General features: G+C 48.9%; 13 protein-coding genes. 4 read left to right on the forward strand and 9 right to left on the reverse strand.

What is annotated here, in order from left to right:
* Positions 1 to 155: 155 nt before the first annotated feature.
* Complete coding sequence (locus VN105_RS14000) at positions 156 to 842, forward strand: GNAT family N-acetyltransferase (RefSeq protein ID WP_325641892.1); 687 nt, start codon at positions 156 to 158, stop codon at positions 840 to 842.
* A gap of 3 nt (positions 843 to 845) precedes the next feature.
* On the opposite strand, the gene VN105_RS14005 is transcribed toward VN105_RS14000, so the two are convergent.
* Positions 846 to 1,805, reverse strand: a complete 960-nt coding sequence (locus VN105_RS14005; RefSeq protein ID WP_325641894.1) for a hypothetical protein — start codon at positions 1,803 to 1,805, stop codon at positions 846 to 848.
* Positions 1,806 to 1,952: 147 nt separating this feature from the next.
* Between VN105_RS14005 and VN105_RS14010 the strand changes: the two genes are divergently transcribed.
* Positions 1,953 to 4,739: a family 78 glycoside hydrolase catalytic domain gene (locus VN105_RS14010; RefSeq protein ID WP_325641896.1), complete on the forward strand. Its 2,787-nt coding sequence runs from the start codon at positions 1,953 to 1,955 to the stop codon at positions 4,737 to 4,739.
* A 28-nt stretch (positions 4,740 to 4,767) separates the two neighbouring features.
* Here VN105_RS14010 and VN105_RS14015 read toward each other — a convergent pair whose 3' ends face one another.
* Positions 4,768 to 6,036 (reverse strand): Na+/H+ antiporter, encoded by a 1,269-nt coding sequence (locus VN105_RS14015; RefSeq protein ID WP_325641898.1) that lies wholly within the window; start codon positions 6,034 to 6,036, stop codon positions 4,768 to 4,770.
* Positions 6,037 to 6,101: 65 nt separating this feature from the next.
* Positions 6,102 to 6,431, reverse strand: a complete 330-nt coding sequence (locus VN105_RS14020) for a hypothetical protein (protein ID WP_325641900.1) — start codon at positions 6,429 to 6,431, stop codon at positions 6,102 to 6,104.
* A gap of 142 nt (positions 6,432 to 6,573) precedes the next feature.
* Between VN105_RS14020 and VN105_RS14025 the strand changes: the two genes are divergently transcribed.
* Positions 6,574 to 7,233 carry a sigma-70 family RNA polymerase sigma factor gene (locus tag VN105_RS14025; RefSeq protein ID WP_325641902.1) on the forward strand — a complete coding sequence of 220 codons (660 nt, stop codon included), beginning with the start codon at positions 6,574 to 6,576 and terminating at the stop codon, positions 7,231 to 7,233.
* Between the two features lie 44 nt (positions 7,234 to 7,277).
* Here VN105_RS14025 and VN105_RS14030 read toward each other — a convergent pair whose 3' ends face one another.
* Positions 7,278 to 7,847 carry a dihydrofolate reductase family protein gene (locus tag VN105_RS14030; protein ID WP_325641904.1) on the reverse strand — a complete coding sequence of 190 codons (570 nt, stop codon included), beginning with the start codon at positions 7,845 to 7,847 and terminating at the stop codon, positions 7,278 to 7,280.
* 194 nt (positions 7,848 to 8,041) lie between these two features.
* A complete protein-coding gene (locus VN105_RS14035) occupies positions 8,042 to 8,809 on the reverse strand; it encodes an SDR family oxidoreductase (RefSeq protein WP_325641906.1) in 768 nt (255 codons plus the stop codon).
* A gap of 107 nt (positions 8,810 to 8,916) precedes the next feature.
* On the opposite strand from VN105_RS14035, the gene VN105_RS14040 reads away from it, so the two are divergent.
* Positions 8,917 to 9,231, forward strand: a complete 315-nt coding sequence (locus VN105_RS14040) for a MerR family transcriptional regulator (RefSeq protein ID WP_325641908.1) — start codon at positions 8,917 to 8,919, stop codon at positions 9,229 to 9,231.
* 68 nt (positions 9,232 to 9,299) lie between these two features.
* Here the strand turns inward: VN105_RS14040 and leuB are convergent, their stop codons facing one another.
* From leuB to leuC, 4 genes are all read right to left on the reverse strand, one after another.
* Positions 9,300 to 10,373, reverse strand: a complete 1,074-nt coding sequence (leuB, locus tag VN105_RS14045) for a 3-isopropylmalate dehydrogenase (RefSeq protein ID WP_325641910.1) — start codon at positions 10,371 to 10,373, stop codon at positions 9,300 to 9,302.
* Positions 10,374 to 10,391: 18 nt separating this feature from the next.
* The gene (locus VN105_RS14050) at positions 10,392 to 11,915 is read right to left on the reverse strand and encodes an alpha-isopropylmalate synthase regulatory domain-containing protein (RefSeq protein ID WP_325641912.1); all 1,524 of its coding nucleotides are present in this window, start codon (positions 11,913 to 11,915) and stop codon (positions 10,392 to 10,394) included.
* Between the two features lie 17 nt (positions 11,916 to 11,932).
* Positions 11,933 to 12,529 carry a 3-isopropylmalate dehydratase small subunit gene (gene leuD / locus VN105_RS14055; protein WP_325641914.1) on the reverse strand — a complete coding sequence of 199 codons (597 nt, stop codon included), beginning with the start codon at positions 12,527 to 12,529 and terminating at the stop codon, positions 11,933 to 11,935.
* Between the two features lie 39 nt (positions 12,530 to 12,568).
* A partial coding sequence (gene leuC / locus VN105_RS14060; protein ID WP_414647243.1) for a 3-isopropylmalate dehydratase large subunit occupies positions 12,569 to 13,920 on the reverse strand: 1,352 nt, incomplete at its 5' end.

Below are 13,920 nucleotides of genomic sequence, written 5' to 3' on the forward strand. Positions count from 1 at the left end.
GCTGTATCATAAATAAATGATGCAGCCTTTTCCCTTTTATTAAAGCCTTGCTTCACCGGCATCTTTCTAAAAAAAATATATTCGTTCACGTTAGTTACAAAAGAAAACATGTTTCCGCCTCCCGGTTTCTTCTTATAAATACATAAATTAGACGTATGAAGGAAACCGTTTTAGATAATCCCGCCTGGGAAGCGTTAACCAGTGAACACACGCACTTTGCAGAAGGGACGGATCATGCAAAAAGATACCGGCAGGGAATAGTCCCTTTTGTGGCCTGTAAGCAAACAAATGATAATAGTATTGCAGCGCTGGATCCCTGGATGAATGCAGGAGAATCGTTTTATATCATCGGCGGATTGCCGGAACTGCCGGGTAACTGGACCAAAGAAAGCGAACTGCCCTGCGCGCAGATGGTGCTACGGTCCATGCCACCACCACTTACGGAAGAAGACGCCGCCATGATATCCCTGCTAGGCCCTGAAGATGCGGATGATATGTATGCACTCATTAACAGTATTCAACCCGGGTATTACAATCCAGGTACGCGGCTGTTAGGCAATTATTACGGCATTCGGCACAATGGAATATTGATTGCTATGGCCGGCGAACGGATACGCCTCACCGGCTTTACAGAGCTGAGCGCTATTTGCACCCACCCGGATCATACCGGCCGCGGCTATGCGCAGAAGCTGATCACACAGCTGTGTTATAAGCATACCGGAGAAGGCATCACATCTTTTTTGCATGTAGCGTTGTCGAATGAACGCGCTATAAGGTTGTATGCGCATATGGGCTTTGAGCAGAGAAGGGTGATTAGTTTTTATAAGGTGAAGAAGAAGTAGGAGCTATCTCCCATACACCGCCCCCGCAATAAAATACACATTCAGTAACACATACATCAGTGGTACCACCAGCGATAACCTTTTATCCAGGCGGCGGCTCTGCTCCGTTTTTCCCGCTTTAATAAGCTGCAGCGACCATGCGGAAGAAGTGATCACCACGAAAATGAAAAACAGCGTAACACCATGCAGCGTATCCACCAGTGTGAATGTAGTGGAATCGGGGAGGGAAGAGTCGATGATGTATTTATTACCAATAGCAGCGAACAATGATCCCACGCCAAGACCGAACCGGGAGTCAATATTATCTGCATGTATATAAAAGCAGAGATAGGCGATCAGGAAGGAAACATACATGCCGAGGAACATCTTCCAGAATAACTGGGTAGCATCCCGGTCTATCCCTATTCTCACGGTAAAGTTACTGTATTCCGTATGTGGCGCAGGAATGCTGTTATCGCCAAAGGCAGTTTCATAGGCTTTAATCCCGGTGTTGATCCTGAAGCTGTCGATGTTCCAGCCCCTGAGTGTAAAACGGGGATCGAAGTGCTTACCGAGTGAATCTACCGAAAACACCAGCGAACTGGCATCAAATTGCGAGTTTTCAATGGAGAACCGTAGCCGTTGCCGGTCGAAGGGAAAGTTGTTGATCCGCCAGGAATCTTTCATCACGCATTGCAGTTTCATCAGCAGGTAAATCCTGCCTCCGGACGAGTCGATGGTGGAATAGGATTTGGTAAAGGTTTTAGCCTGCGGGATTTCCAGGTTCTGGATAAAATCGAATGCCTTATTTTTATAGGTAAGCCACAGCCACAGGTTCACGGTGTATTCACTTTCTTTGAAGTCGATATCGTGGATGCTGGTTACATATATGCCGGTTTTAACCGTGTCCGGCGGTTCCTGGCGTGCAACGGCAGGAAGGATCAATAAGATAAGGCAACAGAAAAGCAGCAGTGTTTTTTTCATTCACACATCCTTTAACAGTGGATAGAAAGTATATGCTTTTTATAAAGATACAATTCTCAGGGCAGTTAACCACTGCAGGATGGTACAGGTTGCCCGGGCGGATTTTTAATTTTAATATCACAGCATAAAAGTGCTGTATTGTCCATTATGAAAAATACGTATTCCCTTTGGCTGTTGCTGGTGCTCTGCACGGCCACTATTTGCGCCGCGGGGCAGTCGTCTGTATTGCCGGCGAACCTCCGTTGTGAATACCTCGCAGATCCTCTGGGAATCGATGAGTTGCAACCCCGCCTCAGCTGGACGCTGCAGGCCACGGATAGCAATGCCCATGCCCAGCGGCAAACCGCTTACCGCATCCTGGTAGCAGCTACGGCAAAGGAGCTGGAGGAGAATAAAGGCGGCATCTGGAACTCCGGCTGGGTGAATACCGACGATATGCAGCATATTGTATACAAAGGCAAACCCTTGCAGGACGACCAGTCGTATTACTGGAAAGTAAGCGTAAAAGATGAGAAAGGACGGGTGTCTGAGTGGAGCCCCGCTGCTGTATGGACCACCGGTATCCTGCAACCGGGCCACTGGAAGGCCGCCTGGATAGGCACGGATGAGATCTTTGATCCGCGGCAGCGCGATTGCAATATCTCCGATCCCTGGTTCCGTAAAACGTTCAACCTTACGGCACAACCGCGGAAAGCCAATATCTTCATCGCTTCCGTAGGGTTTCATGAGTTGTATGTGAATGGAAAAAAGATAGGCGACGGCGTGATGGCTCCTGCCGTTACCAATCACGCCAAAAGAGCCCGCTATGTCACCTACGATATCGCTGCGGCGCTTCGCCCGGGAAAGAACGTGATCACTATCTGGCTGGGCACTTCCTGGTCTATTTTCGGACCCTACATTGCGCCGGGTAAGCCTCAAACGCCCATCGTTACTGCACAGGCAGCCATTTATAACAAAGATGCGGCAGCACCCGCGCTGCTCCTTACAACAGATGCTACCTGGCTCACACATCCCAGTCCCAATAAGCTGCTGGGCGTATGGAACTCCAACCGTATGGGAGGGGAATTATGGGATGCCGGTAAGGAAACAGATAACTGGAACACCATTGAGGCCGATGAAAGTACCTGGCGCGGCGCTACGGAATATCACCCCCACCTGCTGCTTTCGGCCCAAATGACGGAACCCAATAAAGTGATGAACGAAATAAAGCCCCGCTCTATAGAGGCCCGGCCGGATGGCAGTTTTCGTGTAGACATGGGCGTTAATTTCGCCGGGTGGACCGCCATCCGCGTAAAGGGTAACCCCGGCGACCGGATCGATTTCCAATATTCCGAGCGGGAACAGATGGATATGACCTTCGGCCTGCACAGCGCTTATGTCATCGGGAAAAGCGGGGAAGGGGAGTTCCGTAATCGCTTTAATTACAGCTCAGGGAGATGGATCACTATACGCGGACTAAAATACAAACCTGCTCCCGAAGATATCCGTGGCTGGCTGGTACGCACGGATTACAGATCCGCCACCACTTTTGCCTGCTCCGATTCGCTGCAGAACTGGATCTACGACCGGGTGCGCTGGACCTATGAGAACCTGTCGCTGGGCGGCTATATCGTGGATTGCCCCCAACGCGAACGCCTCGGCTACGGCGGCGATGCACATGCCACCTGCGAAACAGGGATGTTCAATTATCACCTCGGCGCTTTTTATACCAAATGGATGGAAGACTGGCGCGATGTACAGGGAACAGAATCCATTGTAGGCGATATGTACGATACCGCCTGGGCGCATAAGGGCGTCATGAGCGGCCGCCATTTGCATAAAGGCATCCTGCCGCATACCGCCCCCACTTTTATGGGTGGCGGAGGACCCGCATGGGGCGGTATCTGTGTATCGCTGCCCTGGTTCCTGTATCAGCAGGAGGGCGACAGGAGAGTGCTGGAGAAGAATTTCGAGATGATAAAGAACTGGCTGGCTTTCCTGGATACGCAAACGGAAAACCATTTGCTCAAAAGGTTTGGCGGCCCCTGGGATTTCCTGGGCGACTGGCTCTGGCCGGGCGCTACCGCAGAGGGCATGAATAACAATAAGCCGCAAACCGTTTGCCTGAACAACAGCTACCGCGTATTTAATTTACGCACGGCCGCAAAAATTGCCAGGGTACTGGGCAAAAATGCCGATGCCCAACATTGGGAGCAACAAGCCGCCGATGCAGCTGCCGCCATCAACGCAAAATTCTACAATGCAGCAGACCATAGCTATTCCGACAGCTCCATGGCCAACCTGGCAGCGGCCTTGCTGGCAGAAGTGCCACCACCGGCAGAACGCGCTGCCGTAATGAAAAGACTGGAAACAGAGATCCTCGTGAACCGTAAAGGTCATATCCATGTGGGTATCACCGGCGGTGCGCTCCTGTTCAAACTGCTGCGTGATGAAGGCCGCGATGATCTCATTTACAGCATGACCTCTCAAACCACCTATCCCGGTTGGGGCTATATGAAAGCCAACGACGCCACTACTATCTGGGAAATGTGGGAAAAGGACCTGCCGGGGCATTCCCTGCTGCATAGTTCCTATCTCTATCCCGGTGCATGGTATATTAATGGAGTAGCAGGCATCCGCCAGGATCCGCAATCGGGGAAAGGGTTCCGGCATTTCGTGGTGCGACCGCCATTGCTCACAGCTGCGCAGCTGAAATGGGCGCATGCTTCCTTCAACGCTTCTGCCGGGGAAATTAAAACGGCCTGGCAGCGGGAGGGCAACAGGCTTACCCTTGAAGTAAGCGTACCGCCCAATTGTACGGCCACCGTGGAACTACCGGAGCAGGAAGCCGCCCGTGTAAAGGAAAGCAGTGGTTATATGAAAAAGAAAGGTACCAGGAACGGCTATACGCTTTTTGAATTGCCCGCAGGAAAATATACGCTACGCACAATATAATCTCCCGTAAAAAAAACGCAGCAGGATATCAATGTTGCGTTTTTTTATCTCCCGGCGAAAGTTTTACCGCTTTTACAATCCAGGGTAAAGAAATGCCCTGGCCAATAAGGGTGATCAATACCACCACTATAGAAATAAACAGGATGGCATTCCGCTCCGGGAAAGGCGCATCGTCTTTCAGCGTGAGCGGCAGGTTAATGGCAATGGCCAGGGACACAATGCCCCGCATGCCCGACCAGCTGATGATCAGGCTGTTCTTGAAATCCAGTAAGGCGTTTTCCGTAATTCTTCCTTTCCCTTTTTTGAAAGCCTGGTCCAGGTTGATCTGCTGAAGAAATACCCTGCCCATGCGCAGTAACAGCGCCACCACGGTAATAATAAACCCGTAGCCGATATAGGTCCAGATCTGGTTGCCGGGAATACTTTTGATGATATAAGGGAATTGCAGCCCGATGAGAATGAAGATAAGGCCGTTTAACAGGAAGATGATGATGTCCCAGATATTTCTCGACTGCTGTTTTAATTTTTCAGGAAACACTTTTCCGCTGAACCTTGAAATCAGCAGCCCCAGCATCACTACGGCAATCACGCCGGAAACATGTAGTTCCTCTGCCATCAGGTAGGTAACGAAAGGCATCAGCAGCATAAAGCTGATCGTTACCAGGTCGTTGTGATGTACCATTTTCAGGATCACTGCAAGGATCCTGCTCATCACCATACCGGCCAGTACACCGCCTGCCATCAGTACGGCAAATTCCAGCGACGCCTTCCAGAATACAAAGGCGGTGCCCATGGCTGCTGCAATGGCAAAGTGATAGGTTACCAGCGCGGAAGCATCGTTGATAAGGCTTTCGCCTTCCAGGATGGTCACCGTTTTATGGGAAAGCCCCAGCCCTTTGGTAATGCTCATGGCTGCCACGGCATCGGTGGCCGAGAGGATAGCGCCCAGCACAAAAGCCAGGGGCCAGCTCATACCGGGAATGAGGTAATGCGCAATAACGGCGATGGCCGCTGCGGTCATGAACACCAGGCCAATGGCCAGCGTACCGATAGTATTAAAATTGGTTCTGAATTCCTGGGGGGAGATATTAAACGCAGCGTCGTACAGCAATGGCGGGAGAAATATCAGGAACACAATATCCGGGTTCAGCGTGATATTAGGCAGGGCCGGAATAAACCCGATACCTATTCCCGCGGAGATCAGCAGCACAGGGTAAGGTAGCCTTATTTTGTCTGCCATGGCAGACAGGATGATCATGATAGCCAGTATAAAAATGACGATGCTGTAATTCTCCATACCATTTGTTTGTTTGCAAATGTATAGTTTTAATGAAATAAGCAGCATCTGCCAGGCAGCCGGTATCAGGAAGCTTTACTGATCTGCTGTTCCCGCCATTTAATGAACATGATATGATAGGCAAATTCAAGGTAGAGGTGATCGTCCAGCATTTCCAGCACCAGCATTTTCCGCTGGGCATTGTCCCTTTCATGTTGTTTGATGTGATCATATTGCGCCAGCTGGTCCTGCAACGCAGTTTCCATTGATTTTACCAGCGCCGGGAATGCCCCGATAGCGGTACCGGTAATGAGCTTTCCTTTGGTGGTTGTTTTCAACTCCTGGATCTTCTGATGGGTCAGCTCAGGCATTTTTATGCCGGGAAGATGAAAAACATTATTTGGTTGCATTGGCATACTTCACAAAATTGGGTTAGTTTAATAATGAGGGGAGTTGACAGCCCCTTTTACTTATTAGAGTATAAAAATTCCGGATGGTTACAAAAACATAGAAGTTTTTGTAACTTCCTGTCAGAATAACCATCCTAATGAAATAATAATGACTACACTGCAACAAACAGACACCGAAATCGACAATGATCTGATCAATAAAGTACTTGCCGGGGAACCCAAACTGTATGAACAGCTGATGCGGCGTCACAATGCCCGCCTGTTCAGGATCGGAATGACCATGCTGGACAATGATATGGATGCGGAAGACGCGATGCAAACCACCTATATCAATGCCTATCTGAATCTCGATAAGTTCAGGCAGGAATCGTCCTTTGGCACCTGGCTTACCAGGATCCTGATCAATGAGTGCAGCCAGCTGCTGAAGAAAAGGAACCGGCTGGCCAGTGAAGATATATCCGTGCTAGACGACCATCACCCGTCGAATGCCGCAGGCATAAAAGAGTCGCCTGTATCCAAGGTGATCAATAAGGAGCTGGGAAGGGCACTGGAGCTGGCCCTGTTACAGGTGCCGGAAAAATACCGGCTGGTATTTGTAATGAGGGAGATAGAAGGACTGAATGTGGCCGCTACAGCAGCCGCTTTGAATATTTCCGCGGTAAATGTAAAGGTAAGGTATATCAGGGCCCGGCTGATGCTGCGGGGAAAGATCGCTGATTACTATAAAAACGACCTGGTGTTTCCGTTCCATCTTATCCGCTGCGACAGGGTAGTTAACCATGTGCTGGATAAGCTCGGCCTCAGGTAGGAAGACAATAACAAACGGCTGATAGTTACTATCAGCCGTTTTGGTTATTTCTTTTTGTAGTGCAAACACACCACACCGCTGGACGGGAATGCGGTAGAAGCCACCAGCTTCAGGTGCACATGCTCCCGGATACCTTTGAACAGCGGCATACCTTCACCTATTAAGATAGGATTCACAAACAGCCAGAACTCATCTACCAGCTGGTGCTGCATCAGCGACTGGGTAGCGCCGGGGCTGCCAAATATGATAATTTCCCTGCCGGGCAGTTGTTTCAGTGCGTTTATTTTCCCCTGGAAATCATCACTGATCACCGTAGTTTTATCTTTTTGTAATCCTTTAAGCGTATTGGATAATACCACTTTGTCTACCTGCTTATACCAGGTGGAATGTTCAATGTCGTGTTTGGAGGCATTGGGCTTATCGGCGGCGGTAGGCCAGTAGTTGTCCATCATTTCATAAGTAACCCTTCCGTACAAAGCGGTGTCGGCCTCGTTGGTGCGTTGTGCCGCAAAATCGAATATTTCATCATTCACACTGATCCAGTTCATTTCCCCGGCAGGTCCGGCTACAAAACCATCCAGGGATACGTGCATGAAGGAAACTATTTTTCTCATATGGTATGTTTTTAAGTGTGATACAAACATACCCCGCAAAGCTGATACTGTTGTGGTGCAATTCAGACATTTATAGGGGAGATTCCGTCACGATACCTATAAGTTATAGCTGATACGTGTTTTATCAATGCATGTTTTGCGTGGCAATAGTTGGTATAACTGACCTGGGCAGGGGCGTAAAGTTTTCAATCCGTTTAATTAGTGGTTAATCCGCCATCAACAGCCATAATGCTGCCCGTAATCCATTGTGCCTGCGCTGATGCAAGAAAAACAGCTGCAGCGGAAATATCTTCCGGTTCACCAATACGCCCCAGGGGATAGATATTTTTCACCATCTCATGAAATGCCTGCTGACCGCTATCTGTTAAGCGCTGCAGGTTAGATTGAAAAATGGCGGTATTAACGCTCCCCGGGGCAATGGCGTTTACCCGGACACCCTGTACGCCTACCTCAAAAGCCAGCGCCTTGGTAAAGGCGTCTACCGCTCCTTTGGTAAGGGAGTAGGCGGTAGAAGTACGCCCGGTGAGCATCCGGTGTGAAAAATAAGACGAAATGTTGATGATGCTTCCTTTGCCTGTTGCCAGTAGCGGCAACATTTGCTGCGATAAAAAATAGGGCACTTTTACATTCAGATTTAAATGATCTTCCAGCATGGCAGCATCCGTTTCAGCAAAAGGAATGAATTTCCCCATCCCTGCATTATTTACCAGCACATCCAGTTGCGACCATTTGCTTTTCAGGGCGGCAGTTAAGGCAATCACCGCATCGGCGGCCCCCAGGTCTCCTGACCAGGTATGAACTGCTGTACCTTCCTTTGCCAGTTCCCCGGCAGCTTTTGCCAGCTTGCTTTCATCCCTGCCGGTGATAAATATATCATAACTACTTGCTGCAAATGCCTTTGCAATGGCGAAGCCTATTCCGTCGCTTCCACCGGTGATCAGCGCTTTTTTGTTTGTATTCATATTTGCATCAATTGAAATAAACATGCCTTAATTGTAAATAATTTACAATCGTAAAGGTAACGGCTTTTATTTTAACTTTGCAACATTAATTGTAAATAATTTACAAAATGGCACACAATAAGGATCTCTCGTTCGATTATGATTTTTTAGAAAAAGTAATAGTAGGTATCGGGGAAGTAGCCCAGATCACCGGTATTCCTACCCGCCAGATCCGTTATTGGGAGGATAAGGAAATTATAACCAGTCTTACGGAAGAAGAGGGAAAGAACAGGCGCTATGATTATAAGAATATTAAAAAGATGCTGCTGATAAAGGAATTGCTGGATGAAGGTTATACGCTGGACGCAGCTGCAGAGAAAGTAAAAAAACGTATGGAAGGAATTGAGGCAGTGCTTTCAAAATTGAATAAAAAAAGGGACTGATATATAAAACAGAAAAACCGCCTCTTGTATGGAGACGGTTTTTTTGTTTTATATGTTGTCAGTATTGCCTAAAGTAATTTCAGCACTTCTTCTCCCATCGCATCGGTTCCCAGGATCTTATCGGCCGGGGTTTCTTTATCGGCGATATCCCGGGTGCGGAAGCCGGCTTTCAGTACGCCGTCAACGGCGCTGATCACTGCTTCGGATTCGGCTTTCATGCCAAAGGAGATATCCAGCAGGAGAGCGGCAGACAGGATGGAGGCCAGCGGGTTGGCTACGCCTTTACCGGTAATATCGTGTGCCGAACCGTGGATAGGCTCGTATACACCGGTGCCGTCGCCTACGGAGGCGGAGGCCAGCATACCCATGGAGCCGGCTATCTGTGAAGCTTCGTCGGTGAGGATATCGCCAAAAAGGTTGGCGGTTACCACTACATCGAAGCGGCGCGGATCCTTGATCAGCAGCATGGCGGTGGCGTCTACAAACTGGTGTTCCACTTCCACATCGGGATAGTCTGCCGCTACCTTCTGTACTACTTCGCGCCACAGGCGGGAGGTTTCAATAACATTGGCTTTATCTACGGAGCAGAGTTTTTTCCTGCGGGTGCGGGCCGCTTCAAAAGCTTTGCGTGCAATGCGCTCTACTTCATAACGGCTGTATTCAGCAATATCGTAAGCGGTATCGCCATCGTTTTTCCTGCCTTTTTCACCGAAGTAAATATCGCCGGTCAGTTCCCGGAAAAACAGGATATCGGCGCCTTTCAATATTTCGGGCTTGATGCTGGAAGCGCCCAGCAGCTCGTCAAATAATTTGATAGGACGGAGGTTGGCATATAATCCCAGTTCCTTGCGCATTTTCAGCAGGCCCTGTTCGGGTCTTACTTTGGCGGATGGATCGTTATCATATTTCGGATGACCAACAGCGCCAAACAGCACCGCGTCTGATTTACGCATCTTTTCCAGCGATTCATCCGGTAAAGGGTTACCGGTGGCTTCAATGGCTACGTGGCCTATCAGCGCTTCATCGTATGTAAAGGTATGTCCGAATTTTGCAGCGATCTTGTCTAATACTTTTTTTCCGACTGCAGTTACTTCCTGTCCGATTCCATCTCCCGGAACAATTAAAATATGTTTGGTAGCCATTCAGTTGTTATTGATAGTTTAGATTAGGTTCAGCATTTTTTGGGTGGCCTTGATCGCGGATACCGTCTGGTCGCTGTCCAGCCCCCTGGTTTTAAATTCCTTGTTATTCAGGCGCCAGGTGATGATGGTTTCGCAGAGTGCATCGCTTTTACCGCCGGGAGGAATGCGCACGGCATAATCGGTCAGCGGGGGCAGTTCCTTTTTCAGCTTTTTGTATACTTTCTTCAGTGCATTCATGAAGGCATCGTACTGGCCGTCGCCCTGCGAGTGTTCCTCGTATACTTCCCCGTTAATAGAGATCTTTAAGGCAACGGAAGGATCCAGGTTTTTAGAGTGGGTGAGCACATAGTTTTCTATAGTCACTTTTTCCTCGATGCGGTTGCTGTCCAGCACATCAGAAATAATATAAGGCAGGTCGGCCTGGGTAAGCACCTCTTTCCGGTCGCCCAGTTCAATGATGCGTTGCGTTACTTTTTTCAGATCGGGATCCGACAGTTTGATGCCAAGCTGCTGCAGGTTGTTTTCTATATTGGCTTTACCGCTGGTTTTGCCCAGGGCGTATTTACGGGTGCGGCCAAAGCGTTCGGGCATCAGGTCGCTGAAGTAAAGTTTGTTCTTCTTGTCGCCGTCTGCATGAATGCCGGCTGTTTGTGTAAATACGTTTTCCCCCACAATCGGTTTATTCACCGGGATGCGGAACCCTGAAAAGGTTTCTACCAGCTTGCTTACCGTATACAGGGATGTTTCCGCCACCGATGTTTTTACTTCCGGCAGGAAATCATTCATCACAGCAATGGCGCTGGCGAGAGACGCATTACCGGCTCTTTCGCCCATACCGTTAATGGTAAGGTGAATGCCGTGTGCGCCTGCTTTTACGCCTTCCAGTACGTTGGCGGTGCCAAGGTCGTAATCGTTGTGCGCATGAAAATCGAAGTGACTTTCCGGATACCGTTGCACGATGTCTGTAATGAAATCCTTTACTTCATCGGGGGTAAGTACGCCCAGGGTATCCGGGAGCATAATGCGCTTTACGGGTACTGTTTGGAGGAAGTCGAGATACTGGAATACATAGTCCCTCGAATGGCGCATCCCATTGCTCCAGTCTTCCAGGTACACATTGCATTCCAGTCCTTTTTTCCTGGCCAGTGCTATCACGGCGGCTACTTCAGCGAAGTGTTCCGCGGGCTTTTTCTTTAACTGGTGTGTTAAATGATTCAGCGAGCCTTTGGTGAGCAGGTTCATTACTTTTGCGCCGGCTTTCAGCATCCAGTCTACAGAAACACCCCCATCCACGAAGGTGAGCACTTCCACTTTATTTAACAGGCCATTACTTTTGGCCCATTTGGTAATTGACTTCACCGCAGCAAACTCGCCTTCGGAAACCCGGGCGGAGGCAATTTCAATCCTGTCCACTTTTACTTCGGTCAGTAAAAGTTGAGCGATGGTTAGTTTCTCTGAGGGCGAAAAAGATACTCCGCTGGTTTGTTCACCGTCACGGAGTGTGGTGTCCATTATTTCAACGTGGCGCTGGGTCACTGGCATAATACTTATGGAATGTTTTAGTAGAGGCTTTTACCGGCGAATGTTTTTATTTCGTCCTTCATAGCCTGCAGGTAATCGATATCATCATAGCCATTCATCAGGTTATGTTTTTTATAGCTGTTGATGTCAAAAGACTCGCTTTCACCGGTAGCGGGAATGGTGATGGTTTGTGTATCCAGGTTTACTTCCACTTCTGCTTTAGGATCGGATTCTATCGCGGTGAATATTTTATCGAGGAACTCAGGACTTACCTGTACGGGTAAGATACCGATGTTTAAAGAGTTGTTTTTGAAGATATCGGCAAAGAAGCTGGACACTACGCAACGGAACCCGTAGTCGTAGATAGCCCAGGCGGCGTGTTCACGGCTGCTGCCGCTGCCGAAGTTTTTACCCGCTACCAGTATTTTACCGGAATAGATCGGGTTGTTTAAAACGAAATCTTTTTTTGGTGTGCCGTCTGATTCATAGCGCCAGTCGCGGAACAGGTTATCGCCAAAGCCTTTGCGCTCGGTTGCTTTCAGGAAGCGTGCAGGAATGATCTGGTCGGTGTCCACATTTTCAATGGGCATGGGTACTGCTGTACTCCTTAATATCGTGAATTTATCGTAAGCCATTTTTCGTTGATCGTTTATAAATATTGTAAGAAGGGAGGTTTAGGCAATCAGTTCTCTCGGGTCGGTTACAACGCCGGTTACTGCTGCTGCAGCCGCTACCAGCGGACTAGCCAGCATGGTACGGGAACCGGGTCCCTGTCTGCCTTCAAAGTTCCTGTTACTGGTGCTCACGGCATATTTGCCGGCCGGCACTTTATCGTCGTTCATGGCCAGGCAGGCAGAACATCCGGGCTGACGCAGCTGGAAACCGGCTTCTGTCAGGATATCCAGGATCCCTTCTTCTTTGATCTGCTGTTCTACAATATGTGAACCGGGAACGATCCAGGCGGTAACATGATCTGCTTTTTTTCTTCCTTTTACAATAGAGGCAAACGCGCGGAAGTCTTCAATACGGCCGTTGGTACAGCTGCCAATGAATACATAATCCACTTTTTTGCCGAGCATGGCTTCTTCTTCATGAAAGCCCATGTACTGCAATGATTTTTCGTAACTGGTTTTGCTGTCGCCCGCCAGTGCAGAAGGGATATGTTTGGTAATCCCCATGCCCATACCGGGGTTGGTGCCATAGGTGATCATCGGCTCAATATCTGCGGCATCAAAAGTATATTCCTTATCGAAGGTAGCGCCTTCCTCTGTACGCAGTGTTTTCCAGTAAGCGAGGGCTTTGTCCCATGCTTCGCCTTTAGGGGCTTTCTCACGCCCTTTAATATAATTGTAAGTGGTTTCGTCGGGGGCAATGATACCACCGCGCGCGCCCATCTCAATACTCATATTACAAACGGTCATACGGCCTTCCATGCTCATGTTTTCAAACACATCGCCCGCATACTCCACGAAGTACCCGGTAGCGCCGGCGGCGGTGAGCCTCGAAATAATATAAAGGGTTACGTCTTTCGGTGTAATACCTTTACCCAGTTTACCGGTTACGTTGATCCGCATTTTCTTTGGCTTGGGCTGCATAATGCACTGGGAGGAGAGCACCATTTCTACTTCAGAGGTACCAATACCAAATGCAATAGCGCCAAAAGCACCGTGGGTAGAGGTGTGGGAGTCGCCGCACACAATGGTCATACCCGGCAGGGTGATACCGTTTTCAGGTCCTACCACGTGCACAATACCATTTTTCGGATTACCCAATCCCCAATGGGAGATACCATATTTGTTGGAATTTGTTTCCAGGGCTTTCAGCTGGTTGGCGGAAAGCGGGTCCTGCACTGGTAAGTGCTGGTTGATGGTAGGCGTATTGTGATCGGCTGTGGCAAAGGTCTTTTCAGGAAACATTACCTTTAAACCCCTGTTTTCCATTCCAAGAAAAGCCACAGGGCTGGTTACTTCATGAATAAAGTGGCGGTCGATAAAAAATACATCCGGACCATCTTCAATTTTCCTCA

The organism is Chitinophaga sp., assembly GCF_035564935.1.
Taxonomy (GTDB): Bacteria; Bacteroidota; Bacteroidia; order Chitinophagales; family Chitinophagaceae; genus Chitinophaga.